The sequence below is a fragment of the Okeanomitos corallinicola TIOX110 genome (genome assembly GCF_038050375.1).
In the GTDB taxonomy this organism is placed as follows: domain Bacteria; phylum Cyanobacteriota; class Cyanobacteriia; order Cyanobacteriales; family Nostocaceae; genus Okeanomitos; species Okeanomitos corallinicola.
In genome coordinates, this window is sequence record NZ_CP150886.1 from 1,121,457 (window position 1) to 1,148,453 (window position 26,997).

The following is a 26,997-nucleotide window of genomic DNA, read 5'->3' on the forward strand; positions in this document are numbered from 1 at the left end:
ATATAATGTCTTTTTACTATTATATATAATGACAATTAATACTGGTAATATGTCTCTAGTGATTGGCAAGTTTATCAATAAAACAGTTTCACATAAAAATGCTATAAGAGTAATTTAGTGTAATATTTAAAATCATCATTTCATCTATATGATTCGTTCCGCTTGCTTAATTTTCAACCCCGTGGCTGGTCAAGGTGATTCAGAATCAGAATTAGCACTAATTAAGTCAATTTTAGAACCAGAAATTGGTTTAGATATTCATTTCACTACCAAAGAGATTAGTGCTAAAGAACTTGCAAAAGCGGCAGTTGAACGCGGTGCAGAAGCAATAATTGCCTGTGGTGGAGATGGAACATTATCCGCAGCAGCAGGAGCAGTAGTGAATACACATATTCCCTTTGGCATTATTTCACGAGGAACAGCAAATGCTTTTGCCGCTGCTTTAAATATTCCTGATACCATTGAGGCAGCTTGTCAGACAATTTTAAAAAATCAGACCCATACTATAGATATAGGCTATTGCAATGATCAGCCAATGGTATTATTAGCGGGTATTGGCTTTGAAGCGGAAACTGTAGAGAAAGCAGATAGAGACGCTAAAAACCGGTTTGGAATGATGGCATATATTCTGGCTGGGATTCAAGAACTACAAAACCTCGAAAAATTTGATGTAGAGATTGAAACAGAAGATAACATTATTAGAACCCGTGCATCAGCTGTCACAGTTGCTAATGCTGCACCATCTACTTCTGTTTTAGCTCATGGGCCAGCGGGAGTTATTTATGATGATGGATTATTGGATTTAACAATTGTCGCTCCTGAAAGTAAAACTGCTGCGATCGCTGCCACATTACATTTATTTCAAACAGCTTCTTCTGGTACACCGGTGGAACGAGATGACATTGGCTACTTGCGAGCCAAACAGTTCAAAATTACAACAGAACCACCACAAAAAGTTGTGGTAGATGGAGAAATAGTGGGGAAAACTCCCGTGGAAATTAAATGTATCCCCGCAAGTTTAAAAGTTTTTGTTCCCTTTGTTAAAGAAGAAGTTCCATCAGAAAAATTGACAGGCTTGCCTAATTTAACTGTGGAAACAAAAGACTGATTAGTGAATAAATGACTAAATGATTCCAGTTCCTTTACCACGTTCACCTTCTGTATTTTTATTTACTTCCTTTAGTTCCTGTAAGCGTTCTGCTTTGTCTGCCATCAAATTTTCTGCGGCATCACCACGGGTTTCATAATACATTTCTGGTTCAACTGGATAGTTATTTAACAAACCTTCTTGGTCTACAGTATAACCATCTGTAGTGCGAATACTGTAAGTACCTGTTTGATCATCCGTGGCTGCATTGGAGATGTCTTCTTCAGAGGGAATTTGTTTATAATTTTCCTGTTCTCTCTCCATTCTTGCTGCTGTCTCTGCGGGAATGATTCCCCGATCATAACTATTTTTGGCAACTCTTTGGCTAGAATCTGCTGCATTTTGATTTAGTTTCTTATTCATATATTTAGTCCTCTGAGAATGACGCTGTTCAGCACTACGAAGACTAGAATACCTTATTCTTAATGCTCAAAATACTATCTCAGGTAGTGCATAAAGATTCAATATTTGTGAATATTTTCTACCTAAAGATACATTCTCTAATGGTCAGATTTGTGATAATATTTATACTAAATAAGCTAATCGCTTACATAACACTAGGTTAAAGACTTTACTATTTTCCTATTTTGCAGTTTCGCCAACAGCCTTGTTAGATCATCGCTAACCTCAGTAATATTCAGGTTTAAGGCTCTTAACTTTAACAATAAAACCAAAGTGTCACATTTAACTTTGAAAATACAAAAATGCAGGGTTAAATCTTTATAACCCTACATTAAAGCAGTGAATTAATCTAAAGTTCTTACCCTAATAGTTGTTGCTTGAATGCACTAACTTTCAAAGACAATTCTTTGCGGCTTTCAGATTTAAGCAAATACCGAATGGTAAACCAAATAGCATAAAATATGCCAATGATTTCAAAAATGGGAGCTAGTAAAGGTACACCATTTACCGCATCTAGAACAGCCACTAATATTTTGACTGTGATTAAAGCAGACAGAATAAAAACAATGCTTAAAATAGCTTGCTTGTTATTGTCAATAAAGCTGCCTAGATAGGTCGGTAATTGATCTAAGATGCTAACAACTTGTTTTAAGGTTTGCTGCCATTGGCTTTGGCTGTTGGATGTGTTAGTAGGGGAAAATTTGGACAAGTTCCCGGTTTTTTCTGCTCCCAAGGAGAAAGCATCCTCTGGTTGAACGGAAGGAGTTGAGTCTGGTTGCTGAGTTTCCATAGAATTTACCATTTGACGCAACAGTGTTGATCAGTGAGTGGACGTAAATGAATATATCAGTCTCAATCAAGAATACCAAGTTAAAAATATTTCAGCCACCTAGCCGGATAAGTGTTTTGTATGATAAGGTAGTAAAATATAATTGTAATACACTTAGTCAATTCTTAGTTAATTTTAGTGAATTTCGTTGATCATTTCCATGAGGATCTGATTCCCAGGGTGCCAAAGCATTAACAAAGTGAAGTTTAATCAAATATTTAAACAATTCACAGGTTATCTTAACAAAAACCAACCAACTAAAATCTAAAGTTGATAGTTTGGATATTCAGGTAAAAACACTGTTGTGATATTAATCACATGATTATTAACATTAAAATTACAGTTAATTGATTACATCAACAGTTACCTTATATTTAAGTTAACCATTTATAAATTGTACACAAAAATTATTTATTGATTTATTGCAGAATGATTATGAGGAGTAACGCTTATGTTAGAAAAACTATTTTTAGCATCTATTTTAACATTTAGTTTTGGTTTATTTGCAGAAATAGGCTGGTTTGAAGGAAACCAAAAAATAGTGCAAACACCTTCCCATCAACAGATAGTTTTTAATTCAGTTAAAAATTACGACCAAACAAAAATAGATGCAGATAGACAATAATGGATATCTGGTGAAAATTAAATATGTACAACTTCAAACCTGTATAGAGATGTTCTGTAGAATGTCTCTATAGAATTTTTATAGATTCAGTTAAGATTGAGTTTTGATTAAGATATATTGTTACTGAGAATTGCTTGGTAGTATAGCCATGGACAAGGCGGTTAGGAAATTAAGTAGAACTAAAACTTAGACACTGAAAGACTTCTAGCTCTGTCACCTGTCACCTGTTCCCTGTCACCTGCTATACAAGCCACCCAAATTGATCTTTAGTGTTCAATCTAAAATTCAAAAATCCGATGACAGAGAATATGAAAAAACCAATTATTGCTACAGCAGCATTTTTACTGACTATTTCTTTACCAGTAACTGCACAAGCTGCAAATAATTACGAAGCTATCAAAAAGTTATTAGCTAATAATCAATGTGAAAATTGTAATCTTCGTAATGCTGGCCTAGTGATGGCAGACTTGAGTGGTGCAAACTTGAGTGGTGCAGACTTGAGCGGTGCAAACTTGAGTCGTGCAAACTTGAGTGGTGCAAACTTACAGGGTGCTAATTTACAGGGTGCAAGTCTATTCGGTGCAAACTTAACAAATGCTAAATTAGATTCAGCCAATCTCATGGGTGCAGATTTGAGAAACAGCTATTTAATGAATGTAGCATTAACAAATGCTAACTTAAATGCGGCTAACTTCCAAGGTGCAGTGGGTATACCTTTACAAATAGCTAAACCGGAAGAATTTTATGCTTGGGGTGTAGCAGCAGCAGAAAAAGGCAATCTTGATCCAGCTATTGATTATTTTAGCCAGGCGATCGCCCTCAAACCAGAATATGCAGGTGCATATTTAGCCCGTGGTGTGGCTAGTTACCAAAAACTAGACCGAAAAAGTGCCATAGTAGATGCCCAACAAGCAGCAAAATTGTTTGCAGAACAAAAAAATGCAGAAGGGATACAAACAGCACAGGCATTTATTCTGGAACTGACAACACCTCATTCAGAAACTGTCAGCAAAGGTAAACCCAATTTTATGAACTTTGTCGGTAGCTTGGGTTCAATGTTATTACAGTTTCTACCTTTCTAGCTCATAGGTGACAGGTGACAAAATTTTGAGAGAATAAATATCTACAACATCGTAGTGATGACGATGATGGTAAAGAAGGAACAAACATAAATGTCAGAAAATTTTAAGAGTAAAGTAGTTACTCAAGGGGTGCAGCGATCGCCTAACCGTGCTATGTTACGGGCTGTAGGTTTCCAAGACGAAGATTTTAACAAAGCTATCGTCGGGATCGCTAACGGTTATAGCACCATCACCCCTTGTAATATGGGGATTAACAAATTAGCACAAAGGGCAGAAATCGGTGTCAAAGATGCCGGAGCTATGCCCCAAATGTTCGGTACTATTACTATTAGTGATGGTATTTCCATGGGAACAGAGGGAATGAAATATTCCCTAGTTTCCAGAGAAGTAATTGCAGATTCCATTGAAACCGCCTGTACTGGTCAAAGTATGGATGGGGTATTGGCTATCGGTGGTTGTGATAAAAATATGCCAGGGGCAATGTTAGCGATCGCCCGCATGAATATTCCTGCTATTTTTGTCTATGGTGGCACAATCAAACCCGGACATTATGACGGTAAAGACCTAACCGTTGTGAGTTCCTTTGAAGCTGTAGGCCAACATAGTGCCGGTAAAATTGACGAAGCAGAACTTTTAGCAGTTGAACGTAACGCCTGTCCTGGTGCGGGTTCTTGTGGAGGAATGTTTACAGCTAATACCATGTCTTCAGCCTTTGAAGCGATGGGCATGAGTTTACCCTATTCCTCAACCATGGCCGCAGAAGATGCAGAAAAAGCTGATAGTACAGAAAAATCAGCCCATGTTTTAGTAGAAGCTATTCGTAAGCAGATATTACCCCGGCAAATCATCACCCGTAAGGCGATAGAAAACGCCATTTCTGTAATCATGGCCGTTGGTGGTTCTACCAATGCAGTATTACACTTTTTAGCGATCGCCCGTGCAGCTGGCGTAGAACTGACATTAGACGACTTTGAAACCATCCGTGGCCGTGTTCCCGTCATCTGTGACTTAAAACCCAGTGGTAGATATGTGGCCACAGACCTACACAAAGCCGGCGGAATCCCCCAAGTCATGAAAATGCTCCTAGTTCATGGCTTATTACATGGTGATTGTCTCACCATCTCTGGACAAACAGTAGCCGAAGTTTTAGCTGATATCCCCGCAGAACCCCGTCCAGATCAAGATGTGATTCGCCCTTGGCATAACCCCATGTATGCCCAAGGCCACCTAGCCATCCTCAAAGGCAATCTTGCTACCGAAGGTGCAGTTGCTAAAATTACTGGTGTGAAAAACCCTGTAATTACAGGCCCTGCCAGAGTATTTGAATCAGAAGAATCCTGTTTAGATGCAATTTTAGCAGGAAAAATCAAAGCCGGTGATGTGATCATTGTCCGTTACGAAGGCCCCAAGGGTGGCCCAGGAATGCGGGAAATGCTCGCTCCAACTTCAGCTATAATTGGTGCTGGTTTAGGTGACTCTGTCGGTTTAATTACTGATGGACGCTTTTCCGGTGGTACTTATGGAATGGTAGTTGGCCACGTCGCCCCAGAAGCTGCTGTAGGTGGAAATATCGCCCTAGTCCAAGAAGGTGATAGTGTAACTATTGATGCTACTGCTCGGCTATTACAGGTTAATGTTTCAGAGCAAGAATTAGCTAGTCGTCGGGCTAAATGGCAACCCCCCGCACCCCGTTATACAAAAGGTGTTTTAGCTAAATATGCCAAACTCGTGGCTTCCAGTAGTGTGGGTGCTGTCACAGATTTGGATTTGTTTGCTAACTAATTTTCACTAATTTCATCGTCATTTGTTTTCAATGGAGGTGGGTTTATTCACTAACTCATCTCCTAATTTTTTGGTTAATCAAAAGTTAATCTAAATTTAAAGATATAAATCTAATTCCTAAATTCCCATGTGCAGTGATGTTGATTTTAATTTTGATGTTGATTTTGTCAAATCACTATTTACAAAAAATATAGTGTGTTATCTTACATAAAGAATTTAACAGTTCTTGAAAAATCTATCTCAAGATAGATATTAAATATAACCAAAGATATATTACTAAGTTTAATTCAGTATAGTTTAATAAAACTTGATTTAGTTACTCAAAAGTGATAATTGCTGCAATTAAATAAATTACTGTAACCATTTCCCTGATCTAAGAGAATTCAAATACTTATCATGCCAATTTAATAATATGGTAAATCGCATCTCCCATAAATTAGCTATAGCTACAACATTCATTGGTTTTATAGTTTTACTAGGATGGATTTTTAATATTCCGGTAATGAAGAGTATTTTACCGGAATTTGTGACCATGAAATTTAATACAGCCCTGGGTTTTTTATTGGGTGGTATATCTTTATATTTATGGATTAATAATTCTCATAAAAATAGAATAAATATCAAATTATTATCTAAAATTTTAGCATTCATCGTATTATTACTGGGTTTAACAACATTAATTCAATATAGCTTTAAGATTAACTTAGGAATTGATGAACTATTGATCAAAGACTCGGAAAATTCCGTGAATACTTCCAATCCAGGCAGAATGGCACCAAACACAGCTATTTGTTTTTTTTGGTTAGGTTCTTCCTTACTTTTATTGCACTACAGAAAATTTAATCTTGCTCAATTTCTAGCTGGTGCTAGTTTTTTAATTGCTTTATTAGGATTTGTTGGTTATGTATTTGGAATTAGCGACTTTTATTACATAAAACCATTATCTGCCATGGCACTACACACAAGTGTTTCATTCTTGTTATTAAGTACAGGAATTTTACTAGCTAGTTGCCAAAATGGTTGGATGCAAGAGATCACGAGTTCCTATATGGGGGGGATAATTGCCCGTAATCTGATCCCCTTAATTGTCATATTTCCTATTTTCAATTCAGGATTATTCTTATTTGCCCATCAAACGAATATATTACCTGTGGAGATAGGGTTTGTATTTTTGTCTATTTTGAATATTGCTGTCTTGGGTGTAATGGCTTGGTGGAATGCTAGATACATCAATAATATGGACAAAAAAAACCAATATCTCCAACAAGAATTACAAGCAGCTAATGAAAATTTAGAAACAAAAGTAAATGAGCGTACACAACAACTAGAAAATGTTAATGAAGCTTTAGAAGACAGTCGTCATCAATTATCAAATCTGATTAATACCTTACCAGGAATTGTTTTTTATCGTAGTGATAATGATGATTGGTCAATAGAAAGTATTAGCGATGGTTATTTGCCTATTCTTTATGATTGTCAAAAAGAATCATGTCAACCTTATAGAGATTATAAATTTCAAAATTTAATTATTACAGACGATATACCCAAAATTCTATTAGCTATAGATACAGCTATTAAAAATAATACTAATTATCAAGTAGAATATCGGATTTTAACTCCATCAGGTCAGGAAAAATGGTTATTGGAAACAGGTGTAGGAACATTAGTTAATGGCGAGAGAAAAATTCAAGGTTTTATGACTGAGATTACTTCTCTGAAAAAAACACAAGCTGCATTAGCAGAAAGTGAGAATAAATTCCGGGAATTAGCAGAAAATATTGATGAAATCTTTCATATCAACTCCGCTGACCTGAGTGAAATGCTTTATATTAGCCCTGGGTACGAAAAAATCTGGGGTATAAGTCGTGAAAATATTTATCAAAATCCTAATTCTTGGATTGATTCTGTACATCAAGATGATTATCAACATCTCTTATCTGCTTGTCAAAGTTTAATGCAGGGCAAACCCTTAAAAGAAGAATATCGCATTATTCGTCCTGATGAAGATATTCGCTGGATATCTGGTCGTGTCTTCCCTGTTTATGATCAAAATTGGCAAATACTACGTCATGTGGGAGTTGCTACGGATATCACAGAACGAAAATTGACAGAAATTGCTCTGAAATATAGTGAAGAAAGATATCGCTCCTTAGTTAAAGCTACTACCCAAGTTATTTGGACAACTGATGGCACAGGACAATTTGTCACTCCCCAGTCAAGTTGGGAAGCTTTTACTGGTAAAGGATTTGCTGAACATCAAGGCTGGAACTGGACAAATAGTATTCATCCTGATGATCAAGAACGTACCAAGAAAGTTTGGTTACACAGCCTAGAAAACCGCTGTTTGTATGAAAATGAATGTCGTATTTTATCTAAAGCTGGGGAATATATGTATTTTTGGGTACGTGCTGTACCAATTATGAACAATGATGATTCCATTCGGGAATGGGTGGGAGCTTGTACGGAAATCACAGAACGTAAAAAAGCGGAACTGGAAATTAGACAACTTAATGAACAATTAGAGGAGCGAGTACAGCAGCGTACGGCTGAATTGACAGCCGCTAATAAGGAACTAGAAGCATTTTCTTATTCTGTTTCCCATGACCTACGCGCCCCTTTGCGTGGGATAGATGGTTTTAGTAAGACACTTTTAGAAAGTTACGGAGATAAATTAGATGATCGTGGTAAACACTATTTAAATAGAGTGAGGGCTGGTACTCAGCGGATGGGAGAATTGATTGATGATATGCTGCAACTCTCACGAGTTAGCCGTTCTGAGATGAAATTTACTACCGTTAATCTGAGTGCGATCGCTCAAGGAATTGCTCAAGAACTGAGTGAAAATGAACCACAGCGACAGGTAGAGTGGTTAATCTCTCAAAATTTAAGGGTTCAAGGTGATGCCCATTTGTTAAGAATTGTCCTAGAAAACTTACTAAATAATGCTTGGAAATTTACATCTAAGAAAAAACAAGCGATTATTGAGTTAAATTCAATGGATTCTATAAGTGATAATAATGATTATACAACCTACATAATCAGGGATAATGGGGACGGGTTTGACCAAGCTTATGTTCATAAACTTTTTCAAGCCTTTCAACGACTCCATTCAGGAGCAGAATTTCCGGGAACAGGTATTGGTTTAGCAACTGTAAAAAGGATAATTAATCGTCATGGGGGTGATGTGTGGGCCGAAGGAGTTGTTGGAGAAAGTGCAAGTTTTTATTTCACTTTACACAATTAAGTTTATAGCTAAATATGCCACAAACCTCAACTCTGTTAATTGTTGAAGATAACCCTGATGATGTAGAATTAACACTACTTGCATTTTCGCAAACAGGGTTACAAGAAAATGTTGTTATTGCCAGAGATGGTGTAGAAGCAATTGATTATCTGTTTGCAGAAAATAGATCAGAACCTCTGCCAAATTTAATTTTATTAGATTTGCAGCTACCCCGAATTAATGGGTTAGAAGTTCTACGACAAATTAGAGCTAATGCTCGGACTCGGTTGTTACCTATTGTGATTCTGACGACCTCTGATGAAGAGAGTGATCGGCTAAAAGGCTATGGTTTGGGTTGTAACAGTTACATTCGTAAACCTGTGAACTATGAGCAGTTTTTGAATGTAATTCAACAGATGGGAATGTATTGGTTAGTTCTGAACAGTCCTCCACCCCTAACCTCATAACTTAAATGTATGAATTATCAACTCAAAATTCTTATTGTCGAAGACAACCCAGATGATGCAGAATTAATAGTATTGGAGTTAGAACAAGCAAATTATCAAGTATTTTACCAACAAGTTGATACTGGCGAAGCCATGGCAAATGCTATGGAATCTCAGGCATGGGATGTAATTATCTCAGATTATTCCATGCCCAGTTTTAGTGCTTTTGCTGCTTTGGATTTATTTAAACAACTCAATTTAGATATTCCTTTTATTGTTGTATCTGGGTCTATTGGAGAAGAAACAGCCGCTCAATTAATGAGAAATGGCGCTCATGACTATTTACTCAAACATAATTTAACTAGACTAGCTCCTGCAATAGATAGGGAATTGCGAGAAGCCAAAATACGTTGTGAGCGTAAACAAGCTTTAGAAAAAGTAGAGTTTTTAGCCTTTTATGATGAATTAACAAAATTACCTAATCGCCATGCTTTCTTAGAGACTCTACAGCAATATGTTGATCATGGTGATAATTTTGCAGTTGTGTTTATTGAAATTGATCAATATCGGCAAATTAAATATGGATTTGGTCACATAAAAAGTGAACAATTAATAATTAATATAGCAACCAGGTTAAAAGACAATTTACAGCCTGGTGATTTTTTAGCTAGAATTGGCAAAGATGAATTTGCGCTGATTTTTACTAATTGCGATGCTGTAAATAATGTCGAAAAAATAGCTACAGAGCTACATTGTTTAATAGATCCACCTTTTGATTTACAAGGGTTTATAATTTATGCTTCAATTACAATAGGTATCGTAGATTCTAGCATTGGTTTTAGGGAATCAGCAGAATTTTTACGAGCGGCTGAAATTGCTAACCACAATGCTAAAAAACAAGGATTACAGAATATTGGTGTTTTGTATAATCAACAGATGCAAACCCAAGCCTTAAAAAGATTACAAACAGAAAGTGAACTTAGGCAAGCCATTAGTAATCACGAAGTAAAATTATTTTATCAGCCAATCGTCGAATTAAGCAATTTTAAACTTGCAGGTTTTGAGGCTTTAATTCGTTGGCAACATCCTCAAAAAGGATGGATATCCCCAGATGAATTTATTCCCTTAGCAGAAGAAACTGGCTTAATTATTCCTCTCGGTGAATTCATTTTAGAAACCGCTTACAATCAGATCAAAATATGGCAAGATCAACTTTCTGATTATTTACCTTTGAGTTTATCGGTAAATATGTCATGTGTACAGTTAGAGGAAATAGCAATAGTTCCTCAAATTATTAATAAATATCAGTCCCTGGGTTTAGATGGTGTCACCCTCAAGTTAGAAATTACTGAAAGTAGCTTGATGAATAATACACCAAAAATAATTCAATGTTTACAACAATTTCGAGTAGCAGGTATCCAGATATCCATTGATGATTTTGGGACAGGTTATTCTTCTTTATCTTATTTAAAAAATTTGCCTATTGATGTCCTCAAAATTGATCGTGCTTTTGTATCAAGAATAGAAGAAAGAAAAGATTTTGGGATTATGCAAGCAATTATCGCTTTAGCTCAAACACTTGATTTAGATGTAGTTTCTGAGGGTATAGAAACAACAGCACAAATGGAGCTTTTGCGATCGCTTGGTTGTAAATATGGACAAGGTTATTTATTTTCTCCAGCAATACCAGCAGATAAAATTCAAAATTGGTTAAAAAAAATCAATCGAGAAAATATTGATTACAAAAGCTTAGTAGCAAATTCCTTGGGAGCAAAACATTTCACATGATAAGTACCTGGGCAAAATTAATTGCACATTTGGGAAAACAATAGAAATCTCTGTATCTCTTGTCTGTCACCTGTCACCTGTTACCTGTCACCTTCCCTAAATATGAAATTTATTTTGCACGACTACTTAGCTAAGAACCTAGTCCTACTGTGCTTATCCGAGAAAACCTCGTCTGGACTTTTTCCCGCGCTCATGTTGAGATTTATCCATGATTGCTGGTTTAGTTTTCTGGTAAAGTGAGAATTTCTACACCATTTTCCGTTACTGCGATTGTATGCTCAAATTGGGCGGAAAGTTTGCGATCGCGTGTCACCGCAGTCCAACCATCACTTAACATTTCGACTTCCTGCGTACCCTCATTAATCATGGGTTCAATGGTAAATACCATTCCTGGTCTTAACCGCTTACCTTTACCCCTTGTGCCAAAATGGGGAATGTCTGGTGCTGTATGGAAAATGTTACTAATGCCATGGCCGACAAATTCCCGCACTACGGAAAAACCCTCAGCTTCGGCGTATTCCTGAATTGCTGCACCAATATCACCGATTTTCGCCCCTGGTTTAACTTCCGCAATCCCTAAGTATAAACATTTTTCTGTCACTTCTACCAATTTTTGGGTACTGGGTTTAGCACTACCAACGATAAATGTTTTGGAAGTATCGCCATGATAACCATCAACAATTGGTGTGACATCAATGTTAATAATGTCACCTTCTTTCAGGATTTGTCGTGGGTTGGGAATACCATGACATATAACTTCATTAATACTGGTGCAAATTGACCGAGGAAAGCCTTTATACCCTAGCGGTGCGCTTTTTGCTCCCTGGGCTTGTGTCCATCTTTCCGCTTCATCATTGAGTTTTTGGGTACTTACCCCTGGTTTAACTAATGGTTCTAAATGCTGTAATAATTTAGCTGCTAAACTTCCAGCTTTACGCATTTTTTCGATTTCGCGTTGGGATAAAATAACAATTTGTTCAGTTCTCATTTATCTATCTATGATTGTTCCTGTGTTAAAAATATGTGAGCTATCAGCAGTCAGCTTTTTAAAGGACAGATAGCGGTATGTACTTGAATAAGATAGTTCCAAAAAACATAGACAAATATCTCATGCCTTTCATTTGCCGGGAATAACCCCGACAGGGCGGACTACAACGCCCTCTATCCCTAGACTAAATGCTGTCGGGACTACTTTTCGTAAAATATTCAAACTACCATTGACATCAGCATGAATCAATAAACCATTACCTGTTTGATAAAACTTAGTTCTGATTCTGCGACCACTAAATTTTACACTGAGCTTAGTCGAAGTGTTCACTTCTTTCGAGTCAACTTTGCCATAAGTAGGAATAGGATCTTGGTCTAAAAAAGAAGCTACAGAAGTGTAAGACTCCTCAGAAACCAATACATTTATCCCCACTAATTTCGCTTTATAACTCAACTGCTGTACAAATCGAGTATGGGGAATACAAACAAAGTTTTGATTATTTCTACTGCCCAAATTCCCATTCTGTTTCCACAAGGAATTTTGACCTATTACTAAAGTCCCAATCCCACACTTGACTAAATGGTTAATAATTAAGCGACTGGCTTTATGCAGATAATCATCTACTCGAAAATTCCGTTTTTTAGTTAAACTTTGTAGTCGTTTAGAGGTCTTTTGATGTGCAGGTAGTAAAGATTGTAAATTGGCTTTTCTTTGATTATAATAACGATTAATTGATTTGATAATCCGCCCGGAAACCAGAACTGGTATAAATCCCGGCTGGTTTGATGTTAAGGTTGCTAGATTATCTATGCCTAAATCAATCGCTGCTATGGAATTAGGGTCTAAACCATAATCTGTTTCCTCTTTTTCATAGACAACTTCTACTACATAATGGTCAATCTTGGGGACAATTCTTACTTGATTGAGATAACAATAGTCTACTTTTGTAGGAATGTGAATCTGTGTTTGTGACAGATGAATCAACCCAGATTTCATTTGGGGTTTACTCACTGCTTGGGCTGTGTAAACTAATAAATGTCTACCTTTTTCTTTGTGTTTATATTTGGGTAATTTCGGTCTACCTAAAAATTTAGATTTATCTGAGGCATAAGCTGTAATTGCTGCAAAAAAACTTAACCAGTTGCGATGTAATCCTAATAATACTTGTTGGGCAACTTTCGCTGGTAAGGCCTGGTATGGTTCTGTCCCTTTTAATTGTTTTGCTAAACAATTGTAGTCAAGATATTTTTGAGTAAAGATGAAACTTTGGCGAATATGGAAGTTAGCATAATTGTAGAGGTTTTTGGCAGCAAAACACAATTTATCAATCTCCTGATAATGGGGATGATTTCTTTGAATGATATGCCGCTCGACTACTTGCATACACTAGCTAGTTTCTATGAATATTCGCCCATATATACTAACATATCTTAGATCTGATAATGCACAAAATTCTTGCTCCGTTCTCTTTGCACAAGAAAGTCTATATGAGTTATTTTAGCTGACTTCTGTGTGATTAATGACTATAGATGACTATATTTGTCATAAATTCGGCGAAGTTTACCAATACTTTCAACGCTGGCTGCTTACAAAAATATAGTTAAACCAGTTTCTGCTGCCCTACGTGCTGCGTCTGCTACTTTTAGAGTATACAAACTTGCCTCCGGTGTCACATATAAGGGTTTGCCATAAAAAAGATGATCTAAAACCATATTTGTATCTTTGGCAAATAGTCCCCGCCGATGACCCATATCAATCAGTTTAGTTTTCTCTGGCTGGACTAAAACGCCTGTATTGCCATCGAGAACTAAACCCCCATTTTCACCGTGAATTTCTAGCTTTCTTTCTGACTGCCAGATGCTTTCACCTTTACCATAAATTACTTGAGCTAATAAACCACTTTGGAAACACAATTGGGCTGTACAAAGGCAAGTTTGATAGTAGTCAGTTTCTGTTTCCCAATATCTCTGGTGACAGTTAACAGAGAAAACCTCACCAAATACATCAATCAGACGATGTAAACGAGATAACGCCCCAATGAGGGGAAAACCAAACTGTTCATGGTGATAAGTCCATTTTCGGGGTGCAGGGTGTTCCGGTTTGATGGTACTCAGACGTACATAAAACAAGTTACCAAGTTGGTCTAGGTTTTGTTTGAGGGTTTGATGCCAACCACCTAAAAGTTCAATATGTTCAACGTGTAGTAGTTTATTTTTAGCTTTAGCTAAGGCAATTAGTTCTTCTGCTTCTTTAACATCCACAGATAAGGGATACTCAACTATTACGTGTTTGTCATTGTCTAGGGCGGCTCTAGTGATTTTACCATGATCTAAATTAATGGTGGAAATGACTACTAAATCTATATCTTCCCGTTCCACTAATTGTTGCCAAGAATTTATCGCTTCCATTTGATAGGCTTGGGCTAAAGCTGCGGTTTTTTCGGGAGTATTGCCGGCGATCGCTACCAAATTTGTGCGAGAATCTTGATTGAATGCCTCAGCCCTCAGTTTGGCGGCATATCCAGTCCCAACTAAACCTACTTCTATGGTTTTATCCACCAAAGGTGGCTCTGTATTATACATGATTTTCACAAATTCAGTTGACAATCTTCATTCTCTCATTACCCACTACATCCAAGACCCCATAAACCAAGCTAGGGAACAGTAAAAACTCGGATTTCTCTATTTTCTGGCCATGCAACCACAAAAATAATACCCTCAAAGATGCTTTTGCCATCTGCCTAAATACTGATTTTAGATAACTAAAACTTATTAGTCATAAGTAACTAAATTTCATTACTAATCGTGGTCTATTTTCTGTTACAAAGTTTAAATTTTCCCGTAGTATCAGAATTGAACCAAATCAAATTAGGCAGCTAATTCTATCGAGTTAACTGTACAGTTTGCTTTAGGATAACTTATACTGCCATTTTTACAAGAGAGGACTATCAAATGGCTACCTACAAGGTAACTTTAATCAACGAAGGTGAAGGGCTAAATACAACAATTGATGTTGAAGAAGATACTTATATTCTAGACGCTGCTGAAGAAAAAGGAATTGAATTGCCTTATTCCTGTCGCGCTGGTGCTTGTTCCACCTGTGCTGGTAAAATTACCTCTGGTACAGTTGACCAGTCTGATCAATCATTCTTAGATGATGATCAAATCGAAGCTGGATATGTTCTCACCTGTGTTGCTTATCCAACTTCTGACTGTACAATTCAAACCCACCAAGAAGAAGCTCTTTACTAGGAATTACTAGCCATGGTGTTGACAACTGCCAAGGCTTTACCGTTACAGTAAGATAACAGAGACTTCCCACAATCAATTTTGGAAATTGAATGAACGGAACTCGGTAGCTAATTCTATAAGTTTGGCTGCTTATTTGTTCTGGAAATAACTTACACTGCCGTTATTACAAGAGAGGAATATCAAATGGCTACTTACAAAGTCACATTAAAGAACGAAGCAGAAGGCATCAACAAAACCATCGAAGTTGCAGATGATGAAATTATTCTAGACATTGCAGAAGAACAAGGTCTTGACCTACCTTATTCTTGCCGTGCTGGTGCTTGTTCTAGCTGTGCTGGTAAACTTGAAAGTGGCACAGTTGATCAAGAAGATCAATCCTTTTTAGATGATGATCAAATCGAAGCTGGATATGTTCTAACTTGTATTGCTAAACCAACTTCTGATTGTGTAATCGTTACCCACCAAGAAGAAGCTCTGTACTAAGAATCAAGTTTTACACTATTAAAACCTTACCGCCACTGTACCTTATTCAAGGTATGGCGGTGGTTTCTACTTATTATTTTTTAACAGGACTAGGAAGGCTTAATCTCTTCACCAAGTTTTTTGAGTTCTGCACCAGGATAATAAAATTGCAGAATTTTAGCACTAGACCATCCTAGTTTGGCTAAATTTTGAGCGCCTGTTTGACTTAAACCCACGCCATGTCCTAAACCTCCACCAACAAAAGCATAGCCCCATATTCCTGGTGTTCCTTTGTTGAGAGGTTGGAGATAAAATAGTGTACTCCGGGGAGCAGCAAAAGCACTACGAATTTCATCTTTTTCCAGGGTGAAAGTACCAATATCTGTTTTTATCCCCATTTCTAATATTCTTCCGCTTTGGCTACGTTTGGTGACTGCCATAGCTTCAAGGGTTTTAAAGTTGGCATAAGGACTTTTTTTAGCTCGTAAAAATTTCTGTAAATGCCAGGTGATATCTTCTACACTGGTTTGTTTATTCCAGCGGAATACATCCCATTTACTTTCGTTAAATCCGGTTTTTAAGTTAATAAACTGTCGAAAATTATTTTCGTCGCTTAAATTCTTTGCCGATAAGTCCCAAATATTGTTAGGTGCATCTACTACTGGACGTAAATAAGAGCGATCTTCTCCATTCCAAACATCGCTAAAATAGGCTGTGACACCCCCTGTGGTTGAGGAATATAGGGCATCTACTAATTCGTTGTTGTAGGTGAGTACCATTCCTCTGGTAGTGGCGATCGCCTGATCTGTAGTTTTGGCTGCTGCATTTAAACCATTATAAACTTGACAGTGTGTTGTTGCACATAATTCATAATTGTCAACCGCAAATCTACGGACGTTACGCAGGGCGTAGGTACGGGCAATAATTGCTTGAGCTTCTAAGGATGCTGTCGGTGCTTTCGTGCCAATTTCATAGGGAACGACTCCCCGCAGATATGTTTCTAAAGGTACTTGATTGACTAAGGAATAAGTCCCATAAGCATTGGGTTGTAAGTTTAACCGTCCTGCATAAAGACGGTTATTATTGGCTTTTTCGCTATCATTGACGCGAATTAGATTTTTCGTGGTGGTAATTTCTAAATACTTATCGCTGTAACGCTTACCGTTAATTTCCCAACTGACTCGCGGTATTTGTTCAAGAATTTGGGTATCTAAATATGGCAACTTCTGTCCCGATACTTCTATGCTTCTGAGTAACAAGCGCCGTAGCAAAGGACTGCTATACACTTCTCGTTTAGCCCAGACTTGCCAGCCGTCGGGTTGACTTATTTCTACCTCTATTCCCTGGTCACGCCAGTTTTTGGCACTGTCTTCTGCGGTTTCAAAGGTGCGAAAATCTCCTAAAACTACTACCTCTTGGACTTTGGGTTGAGGCAAAGTTTCCATGACTGTTTCCAGTTCTATGGGGTTGGCTGTGACTAGGGTTTGTGGCTTATTGTTAACTGAAAATTGTAGTTTTAAGCGATCGCCTGGAGTCGGTGTTAACTTGAGTTTGTCTGTTGGTGTGTCTCCAAATCTCTGGATAATGCCAATTTGTAGTTCTACATCTGGGTGACTTTGAACAGGACTTGATGCAGCAGTCAATCCTATCAGGCAGAAAGTAGTGGCTAATTTGTAGGAAGAACGCCAGAAAAATATTTTCATGAAAACTCGATTTTTCTCCCACAGTGAGGCTTTGGGACAGATTTTAACTGATTTTAGAGCGTTTTGTTTATGCTGTTTATGCCCTCCCATCATATCACTACCTGTTTTTTGTCAAACACTTGCAACTTAAAGTCATAACGACTATGATTTATTGAGATAACCCAGAATAAATTGTTAATACTTGTCTATGGTAAGAATTCAAGAAATTCCTTTAAATCAAATTAAACGTCCATTACCACGTCAAAATGACCCTCAGAAAGTCAAAGAATTAATGGATTCAATTGCCGCAATTGGTCAACAAGAACCAATCGAGGTTCTAGAAGTAGAAGGACGATATTATGGCTTTTCTGGTTGCCATCGTTATGAAGCTTGTCAACGTCTAGGGAAAGAAACAATTTTAGCCAGAGTCAGAAAAGCTACTCCTAGTGTTCTGAAAATGCACTTAGCATAATGATGGAGTTGAACTCATCTAACAGGAAAGCTTAGATGTTGAGAAGTTTATTAGCAGAATAAAAATTAAGAAATGGGGTATAATAAGTCGCAAAAACCTATACCCCATGCTTTATGGTCAATGAAGATTTAACCAATAAGTTGCAAAAATTAATGCAGCGTGTGGGAATTTCTAGTTTTAAAAATCTCAGTCGTGCAGCTAGTGTTTCCGAGCGTCAAATACTATCTTTACGGCAGGGAAAGCTAAAACAAATGAAAGTTGAGGTATTATTAAAAATTTCGGAAATATTAAAAATCTCATTAACTGAATTAATAGAAACCTTTTCAGATGTTAATTTTCCATCCCATCCAGAAAATTTACAAAAAAATCCTAAAAACCCACACAACGCTAACACAAATCAGGAAATTGCTGATTTACAAAGAGAGTACAAACGAGTAATACTCAAGCTAGAACAGCAGAGAGCGGTGTTACAACAAGAGTTTCAGCAGTCAAGTTTGCAAATATTAGAATCTTTATTGTTGTTTTGGCCAACCGCAGCACAGAAGGCCAAAGATAACCCTCAGCTAGAAGCAGTGAAAATACTTGCTTTAGTGCAAAAGCCATTAGATCAATTATTACAGACTTGGGGGGTGGAAACTATTGGTTCAGTAGGTGCTGAAATACCCTATAACCCTCAATTGCACCAAATATTGCAAGGAAATGCTGAAGTAGGCGAAATTGTAAAAGTGTGTTATGTTGGATACCGTCAAGGTGACAAGTTACTATATCGAGCTAAGGTTAACGCTATTAAATAGAGATAAGTAGGTCGGCGTTAAAAATTGTAATCTTGAGAATTAAGATATTTCCGCTAATGATTATCGTCAAGATAATTGTTGATTAGATTCATTTTTAACAGTTTTCTGTCAAACTTTAAAATAGAAAATACATGATTTTATAGATATTTTATTGACAAACTAAATAAGTGTTTAATTTGTTAAATAATATTTTTCCATGTTGATAATTAAAAAATATCCTATATTAGCTATATTGGTATATACTAGCTACAAGAGAACATAATTTGATATCAATCAGAGTAATCTAACTATGAGTCAGCAGGTGAAAGTTATTAAACTTAATAAAAATCTAAATGCTGAAACTTCCTCAGAATTTCAGCAAGACATTGCCCAAATTCTAGAAAGTGGTGCAAAAATTGTCTTAGTGGATTGTCAAAATATTACATTTTTGGATAGTTCTGGTTTAGGATCTCTAGTTTTAGCTTTCAAAAACCTGCGAGATGCTGACATTAAAATGGTACTCTGTTCAGTGAAAGAGGAAGTAAGAATGATATTTGAACTCACTAGCATGAATGAAATATTTGAAATATTTCCCAGTGAGGATGCCTTCAATCAAGTTTTGCTTGCAGCTAATTAATCAAACCTAATCAAACCTAATTTGTAGAATAGACAAATCGTCATCAAAAACTTCTTTGGAGTTTAATTTGGTTACATAGTTCAGGATATAATCTAATTGATAATCTACGGAATGTTGTAGACTAACCAATAACTGAATAAAGCCATCTAAACTCCAAAGACTACCATCGGATTTAGTAATTTCATAAGCGCCATCACTAAAAATATAAAGATTGCTAGATTCGTTAATTTGACAATGTTCATCTACATATTTGGTTTCAGGGAACATACCCACAGGCATACCTGGAGTTTTTAATAGTTTTGTTTCTGTAGTGGTAGGGGAATTTCCCGATATTAATACCCCCGGTGGATGTCCTGCACTAGCGTAAATTAACTGTCGAGTTTTTTGATTATAAACACCATACCAGATAGTAAAGTATTTATCATTTTGATAATTAATCTGAAAAGTGTTATTGAGGGCTGCTAATACTTGACTTGGTTGATAGTAATTAAGTCCTTTAAGGGCGCGGGAACGCAGTAAATTCAAGACAGAAACAGAGGGAAGAGTAGCTCTAAGTCCATGGCCAGCGGTATCTAATAAATAAATGGCTATATGATCACAATCTAACCAATAATAATCAAAACAGTCACCTCCCAATTGTCGGGAGGGAATGAAGCGGGAATTGATACCCAACGGTTGAGACATGGGTAAAGGTAAAAGAGATTTTACATATTCTGCGGCTTCTGCTAATTCTGTTTCTAATAATAATTTTTGGGTTTGTAAATCCCGGTTTAATTGATGAAGACGTAACCCGGCTCTGACTCTAGCTTTTAGTTCATTTTGTTCTATGGGTTTGGAAATAAAATCGTCGGCTCCAGTATCCAGACCTTTTACCCGATCTGCAACTGAATCCAAGGAAGTTAATAAAATGAAGAATGTGGTAGATAAATTAGGGTCTTTTTTGATGCGATCGCATACTTCCAGACCATTTAAACCTGGCATGATCCAATCGCAAATAATCAAGGCTGGGGGAGAGGTGAGGGCTTGTAAAATTCCTTCCTGTCCATTACTAGCAGTGATTACTTGATAACCCTGTTTTTCTAACATCCTTTTCAGGAGAAGTTGTATTGATAAATCATCATCAATTACTAAAATCTGAAACATAATAAATGGTGTACAAAATCAGTTTTTTAACCCAAACTTTTCCCAGCATAAATGGTTTGAAATAGTATGATTATTAATTATGAAGATACCAGGGGATTGAGCCATAACAACATAATTTTCTTTAATTGATATAAATCACGATATACTTCTTGTTTAAACCACTGACCAATAGCATCTAAGGGGGTAAAAGAATTTCCTGGTTGCCATTTGATTTCTTGACCTAATGGAGTGGTATGATTACCTGATAAAGTTTGTACAGTCACCATATCTGGAAAGCGTTTTTGTAAGATTTGGGTTAAATTTACAGATTGATCAAGAGTATCGTTTCTAAATTTGATCAGTAAGTTACGGCGAATTTGATAATCTTTTTGCACAAGTTTGTCGGTTTCTTGGGGTGTGGGCGTAAATTCAATTGGCAGGGTAGAATTTAATTGTTCTACTAGAGGAATGGCATCCTTAGCAGTGTAGTTGTTAAAGGAAATCAAAATATTACCGGCTCTTTGCACTGGAAACAGACTACCAATAAGTAAATGAAGTTTACAACCCATACTATGTCCAACCCCGTAGATTGGTAGGTAAAGCTTGCGTAATTCTCCGGAATCTTGTAAACGTTCTATGGTACGTTCAAAGTTGAGAAGTACGGATTCGGCGATCGCCCGATGATCTAGGGTGTTAACAAAAGGTGTAGCAATTATAACATAACCTTTGGCTGCTAACTCTTCCAGTAACCAGCGGTAAGTCAGGTGAGGTGCAGTAGCGACAAAAGCACCCCCCAAAAAATGAATGATCCCAACAGGACGACGGGGAATAATGACCCAGTTACCTCTAATTTCTTTCCAGTCCATATTAATGTGCTATTTATTAAGCTAGGCTCTCTTTTTTGACATATTCTTTAATGTTACTCTGATCCTGGTGAAAGATTAACTATAATGTTGAAAATGTTGGATAGGCTTTTGTTTTCTAAAATTATCAATATATAATTGGTTTGAATATATAATTGTGTGGCTGCATACTATATTCCAATAAGATTAACTATCCCAATTTAGGATTCAGAAGTCAGGAATTAGAATATTTGATGGTAGATGAACAATAGATAATTTTTGCCTTAACCCTGATTTTGTAATCTTCCCATTTCGTATTGAACATCTAAAGCAATTTGTAACGCTTCATTTAATATTCTGCCATGTTCAGTTGCTTGTTCTGTAACTTGCATAGAAGTAAGAGTAGCTAAGTTTTGAGAAAATAAATCAGAGTTACTCAAAATAAAGTTCTTGTTTTCTCGCAAAATTTTTTCTGTTTTTAAGGCTCTAACTAAGTCTAATCTAGTCATATTTAAGGCTTCGATAACTCTTTCCCTATGCAGAATAGCTACATCTGGATTACCTGCTGCCTCTATTTGATCGTTAATATCTATAGCTTTAATCATAGAATTATATCTTTCTACATCATTAAGTAAAATTTTCAAGGAGTTTGTCATTTTTTGCTTCAAAAAATTACTTTTAAACCTCCACATTAAATATAATAAACTTTGAATTACACCACCTAACCAAATATTGACAAAAAGTAGTAATAACCAAGATGGTATAGTAATCCAACCAGCAAGCATCTTCACCATAACATCAAACAAAATATATGCAAAGAGCGAGGCAGAAGCACCTATAAAGACTGCTGTTGCACCTTCAGAACCTTTGATTTTATTTACCAAGTATTTGCGCCAAATATTCAGATATTTTGTTATGATAATTAATTCATTTTTTACGGGTAGATTAGTTAATCTTTCTAATTCCTGATCACTAATTTCTAGTCCGACTAAATCATCACGCACAGTTTCCCAATCCTCACCATAACTTGATTTACTCTAATATAGCAGTCAAATTTAGGAAATGGGAATTGGCAGGTCAGTTTATCAGAAATTTATATCTTCATCAATATCCAGACAAATCCTTTAATTGACAAACATATAGGTGTTATCATCCTATTTTGGATTGACGAAAAACTCTAAATGATTGTACAGTTAATAGGCTGTTTATGAAAAAAAATAACATCAAATACCAGTTGTTAAAGACAAATTATTATAATCACACTTATTTTATCCTGGGAAGATAATATTGAATAAATAAAAACTAACAAAGATAAAGATAAATATAACCGTGGCAGAATAAACTATCACATCTTTAACAAGAAATAGTATCCAGTCTTTTCTAAGTTCTTGCTGAAACTTTATTTCTCTTAACCTACGTTCTAGTTCAGTATCTGCTTTTGTTTTGATAGGTAAATCAAGCAAGTCATTATGAGAAATATCATTAACTATTTCTGCCGTCGTACTAATTTTTTGGTGATCACACAACTTAGACAAATCATCATCTTGTAGATTTAATTTTGTCGCCATGAGTTGTAAATCATTCTTGTCCATCTTTTTTATTTCTTGCTTGATTAACTTTCTTAGCAGTTGAACTATTAATAATTCTAGCTTTTTGTTTTTCATGGTTTTTTTAGGCAAAAATCACAGCATATTACAGGTAAATAAAGTAAAAATGTAAATCACCAAGCTGTACAATAAATAGCTTGCCTTTAGCTATAACCTGCTGTATTTTGTTAGTTGATAATTTTAAGTGAATCACATCTAAAACAACTGAATTTAAAGATACAATTACAAAAACTGTATGATTAAGTTAGCCCAAAAAACTCTTATCATCAAAAGCCAGAAAGCTCTATGGAATAGAGTTTGAGCTATTCAACCTCTAATTATATGCGCGTATTTTTACACATAAGCTTATTTACACTCTAATGAAATCATAAAATTAATCACAGGAGTCCCAAGGCTGAAAATGGTAATACTTGTTGTTTTGATTAACATCTTCATTTCCATCATATTTTTTTACATGGCCATACAGATATGGCTAATAAAACAAAAGCTGATATTGATAACAGATAGTTTAAATAGTTATGAATCTCTTAGCAATACAGCACTTTACGCAGCAACAGAAAGTATTTATACTAGCAAAGATAAAATTTATAGCCTACGACAAAAAAATCAAAATCTTCAACTGCAAATCCAAAAATTGCGTCAGATTCTGAATCTGATTATATTAGGTAGAAAGATTTTGCAGATGTATCTATAAACAGCATAGATAGCAATAGAGATGACCATCGAACTAAATATCTTTGATTTGAGATTGATACAAATACACCCAGAGACTTGTACTATGAAAGAATTACCGCCTCTCCTGGAACTCCTAAACTCCAGTAAAATAGCTGTAAAGAGATAATTAAGAAAAAATGTCTAATAATCGTTCTGGAATATTTCTTGGCGGTGTCATGCTGGGCGCTACCATAGGAGCTTTAACAGGCTTACTTGCTGCTCCCCGTGCAGGTCGGGAAACCCGTAAACTTTTGAAAAAATCTGCTGATGCGTTACCAGAGTTAGCAGAGGATTTATCAACAAGCGTGCAGATTCAAGCAGATCGTCTTTCTGCCAGTGCATTGCAAAATTGGGATGATACCCTAGAGAGATTAAGGGATGCGATCGCTGCTGGAGTAGATGCTACTCAACGCGAAAATCAAGCCCTGAAAAGGAAAAATCCTGCCGATGTAGAAAACACAGATTCTCGAAATCAGAATCTAGAACGCTCATAAATAGCATAACCGTGATTGACCCTTTATTTTGGCTGGGAATGTCCATGATCTTAGTCGCTGCTAGTTTAACAGCTGTCTTAGTAGCGGCTATACCTACTTTGCAAGAGTTAGCCCATGCTGCTCGTAGTGCCGAGAAATTATTTGATACTCTCTCACGGGAGTTACCACCCACCCTCCAAGCCATTCGTAACACCAGTCTAGAAATGACAGAGTTGAGCGATGATGTCGGTGAAAGTGTTAAAAGTGCTAGTCAAGTAGTGAGACAAGTGGATCAAAGTTTAGATATCGCCAAAAAACAAGCTCAAGATATTCAGATTAGTACCCGTAGCCTAGCAGTCGGTTTTAAAGCTGCCTGGACAACTTTTACGCGCCAAAAGCCGATCAGAAGCACAACTGAGAAATTGCCAATGAATAATCGGCCAGAGGTAACATTTTCAGAATCAGAACTGTAGGCAATAAATATTATTTTGATTATTACAGCATATTGCAGATCAATGAGGTACAAATAATAATCAAAAATCCTTATAAACAAAGGGTTTTATTGCTATTGGCGTAGCTTGCCGTACAACTCCTACATCGTCACGCAAGCTATAGGCATAATCTTACCGCTAAAAACTGCTGTATTTTTATTTGCACTTTTGCCTCTTATAGCAGGTGACAGGGAACAGGTGACAGAGCTAGAAGTCTTTCAGTGTCTAAGTTTTAGTTCTGCTTAATGTCCTAACCGCCTTGTCCATTGCTATACCTTCTTCCACTGAGAATTGAAACTTTTGTGGAATCAATCAAAAATTCAAAATCGAATCACCCATTCCCCATTGTCTTAGATTAGAGTACAGTAAAGAAGTGTAACAAAATCTCACATTTCTCGTACTTTTTTAAAACAACTTGTTCACCCTTGTAGTTAATACTTGTATAAAAAATTCCATGCAGCTTTGTTTTTGGCGACGATTATTACTATCCATTGCGGTATTTTGTTTTGCTGGATCAATGTGGGCAACCCAAACACCATCAGCCCTAGCCTATGAAAATCCTGACTTATTACCTGATACATTTACCCCAATAGTTGACCTAGCAAAAACCCTCCCCGATCCTCAAGAAGAAAAACTTGTCAAAGAATTAGAACAATTTGAACAAGATACTGGTTGGAAATTGCGCGTATTAACCCAGTATGACCGCACTCCAGGGAGAGCAGTAATCAAATACTGGGGTTTAGATGATAAAAGTATTCTCCTAGTTGCCGACTCTCGCGGTGGTAACATTCTCAGCTTCAGCGTAGGCGATGCAGTTTATGAACTTTTACCCCGGACATTTTGGATTGAACTGCAAACCCGTTTTGGTAACTTGTACTACGTCAGGGAACATGGGGAAGACCAAGCTATTTTACAAGCCTTAGATTCCGTTAAAGGTTGTTTACTCGATGGTGGTTGTAACGTCGTTCCCGGACTACCAAGAGAACAATGGATACTCACCCTGATCACTTCGGCGATAGGTGGTATTATTTGTGGTTTTGCGGCTCAACCTCGCAACGATAAACAAGCTTTTGCTTGGCAGTGGGCGTTAATTTTCTCACCTTTATGGGGAATTTTATTTATTGCTTTCGGAATTGCTCCAGTGATTACTCGTACCAGTGACTGGGTTCCTTTAGTACGTAATATTTCCGCTTTCTTAATCGGTGTTTTGGTTGCCTATCTATCTCCAGGTTTCAGTCGTCCTTCTTCTAGTACCGAGTCTTAAATTAGGTGAAGAGTTGGAATTTTCCCTAATACCCAATGCCTAAAATCCTATTTACTGTCACCTGTCACCTATCACCTATTCTCTGCCTTCTAATGATAAGCTGAAAGCTGATCTGTGTGAGAAGCTTAACAGCAATGGAATGGCACGTAACTGATGCTCAAAGCTTGGCGATTATTGATAGTGAAATTGGCGATCATGTCTTTTCACCAGCAGAGTATGAAATAGTCAGACGAGTAATATATGCAACATCTGACTTTGAATATAAGTCCTTGATTTGCTTTTCGGAACACGCTTTACAAGCAGGAGCAGCAGCACTGGCCGCACGTACTACTATTGTTGTAGATGTGCCAATGGTACAGGTTGGGATATCTTACGATATTCAAAACACCTTTGCCAATCCGGTGTATTGCAGTATGGAGGCTTTCACCCGTCCTCAAAAAGAAAGAACTCGTTCTGCTTGGGGAATTGAAACCTTGGCCAAGCGTTATCCAGAGGGAATTTTTGTAGTTGGTCAAGCCCAGACTGCTTTGACTGCTCTTGTGGATTTAATTGAAGCGGAAGAAATTCGACCTGCTTTGATCATTGCTACACCAGCAGGATTTCTGAATGTGGATACTGATAAAGAAAGATTACAGGATTCTTTAGTACCTTATATTACTATTAACAGTCGTAAAGGTAATGCCGTGGTGGCTGCTGCTATTGTTGATGGCTTAGTTGATTTGGCTTGGCAAGCTTATGGTCAAGATCGAAGTGGGGTGAGTTAAATCAGTTATCAATTACAGCAGACTTAGGGCAAATGAGGTACAAACTTAAATCATGAAACTCTTGTAGTGCGGGCATCTTGCCCGCTGAATATGTAGCTCATAACAGCGGGAAGTGCTGTCTCAATTTATTC

The 26,997-nt window shown here is 36.8% G+C and carries 26 protein-coding genes; 16 read left to right on the plus strand and 10 right to left on the minus strand.

What is annotated here, in order from left to right:
- Positions 1 to 148: 148 nt before the first annotated feature.
- Entirely contained in the window at positions 149 to 1,108 is a 960-nt protein-coding gene (locus tag WJM97_RS04860) for a YegS/Rv2252/BmrU family lipid kinase (protein ID WP_353931916.1), read from the plus strand.
- Positions 1,109 to 1,123: 15 nt separating this feature from the next.
- Here WJM97_RS04860 and WJM97_RS04865 read toward each other — a convergent pair whose 3' ends face one another.
- A complete protein-coding gene (locus tag WJM97_RS04865) occupies positions 1,124 to 1,510 on the minus strand; it encodes a hypothetical protein (RefSeq protein ID WP_353931917.1) in 387 nt (128 codons plus the stop codon).
- Between the two features lie 397 nt (positions 1,511 to 1,907).
- Positions 1,908 to 2,339: a CAAD domain-containing protein gene (locus WJM97_RS04870; RefSeq protein WP_353931918.1), complete on the minus strand. Its 432-nt coding sequence runs from the start codon at positions 2,337 to 2,339 to the stop codon at positions 1,908 to 1,910.
- Positions 2,340 to 2,829: 490 nt separating this feature from the next.
- On the opposite strand from WJM97_RS04870, the gene WJM97_RS04875 reads away from it, so the two are divergent.
- From WJM97_RS04875 to WJM97_RS04900, 6 genes are all read left to right on the plus strand, one after another.
- Positions 2,830 to 3,003, plus strand: coding sequence for a hypothetical protein (locus WJM97_RS04875; RefSeq protein ID WP_353931919.1), 174 nt, complete (start codon positions 2,830 to 2,832; stop codon positions 3,001 to 3,003).
- 308 nt (positions 3,004 to 3,311) lie between these two features.
- A complete protein-coding gene (locus WJM97_RS04880) occupies positions 3,312 to 4,085 on the plus strand; it encodes a pentapeptide repeat-containing protein (protein WP_353931920.1) in 774 nt (257 codons plus the stop codon).
- 90 nt (positions 4,086 to 4,175) lie between these two features.
- Positions 4,176 to 5,867 carry a dihydroxy-acid dehydratase gene (ilvD, locus tag WJM97_RS04885; protein ID WP_353931921.1) on the plus strand — a complete coding sequence of 564 codons (1,692 nt, stop codon included), beginning with the start codon at positions 4,176 to 4,178 and terminating at the stop codon, positions 5,865 to 5,867.
- Between the two features lie 412 nt (positions 5,868 to 6,279).
- Positions 6,280 to 9,111: a PAS domain-containing protein gene (locus WJM97_RS04890; RefSeq protein ID WP_353931922.1), complete on the plus strand. Its 2,832-nt coding sequence runs from the start codon at positions 6,280 to 6,282 to the stop codon at positions 9,109 to 9,111.
- A 14-nt stretch (positions 9,112 to 9,125) separates the two neighbouring features.
- The gene (locus WJM97_RS04895; protein WP_353931923.1) at positions 9,126 to 9,557 is read left to right on the plus strand and encodes a response regulator; all 432 of its coding nucleotides are present in this window, start codon (positions 9,126 to 9,128) and stop codon (positions 9,555 to 9,557) included.
- Between the two features lie 9 nt (positions 9,558 to 9,566).
- Positions 9,567 to 11,324, plus strand: a complete 1,758-nt coding sequence (locus WJM97_RS04900; protein WP_353931924.1) for a GGDEF domain-containing response regulator — start codon at positions 9,567 to 9,569, stop codon at positions 11,322 to 11,324.
- Positions 11,325 to 11,544: 220 nt separating this feature from the next.
- Here WJM97_RS04900 and map read toward each other — a convergent pair whose 3' ends face one another.
- The 3 genes from map to WJM97_RS04915 form a co-directional block, all read right to left on the minus strand.
- Positions 11,545 to 12,312, minus strand: a complete 768-nt coding sequence (map, locus tag WJM97_RS04905) for a type I methionyl aminopeptidase (RefSeq protein WP_353931925.1) — start codon at positions 12,310 to 12,312, stop codon at positions 11,545 to 11,547.
- Positions 12,313 to 12,441: 129 nt separating this feature from the next.
- The gene (locus WJM97_RS04910; RefSeq protein ID WP_353931926.1) at positions 12,442 to 13,695 is read right to left on the minus strand and encodes a transposase; all 1,254 of its coding nucleotides are present in this window, start codon (positions 13,693 to 13,695) and stop codon (positions 12,442 to 12,444) included.
- Positions 13,696 to 13,898: 203 nt separating this feature from the next.
- Positions 13,899 to 14,894 (minus strand): Gfo/Idh/MocA family oxidoreductase, encoded by a 996-nt coding sequence (locus WJM97_RS04915; protein ID WP_353931927.1) that lies wholly within the window; start codon positions 14,892 to 14,894, stop codon positions 13,899 to 13,901.
- Between the two features lie 369 nt (positions 14,895 to 15,263).
- Here WJM97_RS04915 and WJM97_RS04920 point away from each other — a divergent pair, with 369 nt between their 5' ends.
- The gene (locus tag WJM97_RS04920) at positions 15,264 to 15,563 is read left to right on the plus strand and encodes a ferredoxin (RefSeq protein WP_353931928.1); all 300 of its coding nucleotides are present in this window, start codon (positions 15,264 to 15,266) and stop codon (positions 15,561 to 15,563) included.
- Positions 15,564 to 15,746: 183 nt separating this feature from the next.
- Positions 15,747 to 16,046: a ferredoxin gene (locus WJM97_RS04925; RefSeq protein WP_353931929.1), complete on the plus strand. Its 300-nt coding sequence runs from the start codon at positions 15,747 to 15,749 to the stop codon at positions 16,044 to 16,046.
- Between the two features lie 89 nt (positions 16,047 to 16,135).
- Here the strand turns inward: WJM97_RS04925 and WJM97_RS04930 are convergent, their stop codons facing one another.
- Complete coding sequence (locus WJM97_RS04930) at positions 16,136 to 17,728, minus strand: SpoIID/LytB domain-containing protein (protein ID WP_353931930.1); 1,593 nt, start codon at positions 17,726 to 17,728, stop codon at positions 16,136 to 16,138.
- 187 nt (positions 17,729 to 17,915) lie between these two features.
- Here WJM97_RS04930 and WJM97_RS04935 point away from each other — a divergent pair, with 187 nt between their 5' ends.
- From WJM97_RS04935 to WJM97_RS04945, 3 genes are all read left to right on the plus strand, one after another.
- Positions 17,916 to 18,179 carry a sulfiredoxin gene (locus tag WJM97_RS04935; RefSeq protein ID WP_353931931.1) on the plus strand — a complete coding sequence of 88 codons (264 nt, stop codon included), beginning with the start codon at positions 17,916 to 17,918 and terminating at the stop codon, positions 18,177 to 18,179.
- 113 nt (positions 18,180 to 18,292) lie between these two features.
- The gene (gene grpE, locus WJM97_RS04940; RefSeq protein WP_353931932.1) at positions 18,293 to 18,973 is read left to right on the plus strand and encodes a nucleotide exchange factor GrpE; all 681 of its coding nucleotides are present in this window, start codon (positions 18,293 to 18,295) and stop codon (positions 18,971 to 18,973) included.
- Positions 18,974 to 19,262: 289 nt separating this feature from the next.
- On the plus strand, positions 19,263 to 19,589 hold the full coding sequence (locus tag WJM97_RS04945) for an STAS domain-containing protein (RefSeq protein WP_353931933.1): 327 nt from the start codon (positions 19,263 to 19,265) through the stop codon (positions 19,587 to 19,589).
- 6 nt (positions 19,590 to 19,595) lie between these two features.
- On the opposite strand, the gene WJM97_RS04950 is transcribed toward WJM97_RS04945, so the two are convergent.
- The 4 genes from WJM97_RS04950 to WJM97_RS04965 all read right to left on the minus strand — a co-directional run bounded on the left by WJM97_RS04950 (position 19,596) and on the right by WJM97_RS04965 (position 23,145).
- Complete coding sequence (locus tag WJM97_RS04950; protein WP_353931934.1) at positions 19,596 to 20,732, minus strand: SpoIIE family protein phosphatase; 1,137 nt, start codon at positions 20,730 to 20,732, stop codon at positions 19,596 to 19,598.
- 77 nt (positions 20,733 to 20,809) lie between these two features.
- Entirely contained in the window at positions 20,810 to 21,577 is a 768-nt protein-coding gene (locus tag WJM97_RS04955; RefSeq protein ID WP_353931935.1) for a DUF1350 family protein, read from the minus strand.
- A gap of 260 nt (positions 21,578 to 21,837) precedes the next feature.
- On the minus strand, positions 21,838 to 22,557 hold the full coding sequence (locus WJM97_RS04960) for a hypothetical protein (RefSeq protein WP_353931936.1): 720 nt from the start codon (positions 22,555 to 22,557) through the stop codon (positions 21,838 to 21,840).
- Positions 22,558 to 22,821: 264 nt separating this feature from the next.
- Complete coding sequence (locus WJM97_RS04965) at positions 22,822 to 23,145, minus strand: hypothetical protein (RefSeq protein ID WP_353931937.1); 324 nt, start codon at positions 23,143 to 23,145, stop codon at positions 22,822 to 22,824.
- A gap of 866 nt (positions 23,146 to 24,011) precedes the next feature.
- Between WJM97_RS04965 and WJM97_RS04970 the strand changes: the two genes are divergently transcribed.
- The 4 genes from WJM97_RS04970 to WJM97_RS04985 all read left to right on the plus strand — a co-directional run bounded on the left by WJM97_RS04970 (position 24,012) and on the right by WJM97_RS04985 (position 26,866).
- Positions 24,012 to 24,368, plus strand: a complete 357-nt coding sequence (locus WJM97_RS04970) for a YtxH domain-containing protein (RefSeq protein WP_353931938.1) — start codon at positions 24,012 to 24,014, stop codon at positions 24,366 to 24,368.
- Positions 24,369 to 24,379: 11 nt separating this feature from the next.
- Entirely contained in the window at positions 24,380 to 24,820 is a 441-nt protein-coding gene (locus tag WJM97_RS04975; RefSeq protein ID WP_353931939.1) for a hypothetical protein, read from the plus strand.
- 472 nt (positions 24,821 to 25,292) lie between these two features.
- Positions 25,293 to 26,102, plus strand: a complete 810-nt coding sequence (locus WJM97_RS04980) for a TPM domain-containing protein (protein WP_353931940.1) — start codon at positions 25,293 to 25,295, stop codon at positions 26,100 to 26,102.
- 134 nt (positions 26,103 to 26,236) lie between these two features.
- Positions 26,237 to 26,866 carry a precorrin-8X methylmutase gene (locus WJM97_RS04985; RefSeq protein WP_353933110.1) on the plus strand — a complete coding sequence of 210 codons (630 nt, stop codon included), beginning with the start codon at positions 26,237 to 26,239 and terminating at the stop codon, positions 26,864 to 26,866.
- Positions 26,867 to 26,997: the final 131 nt, after the last annotated feature.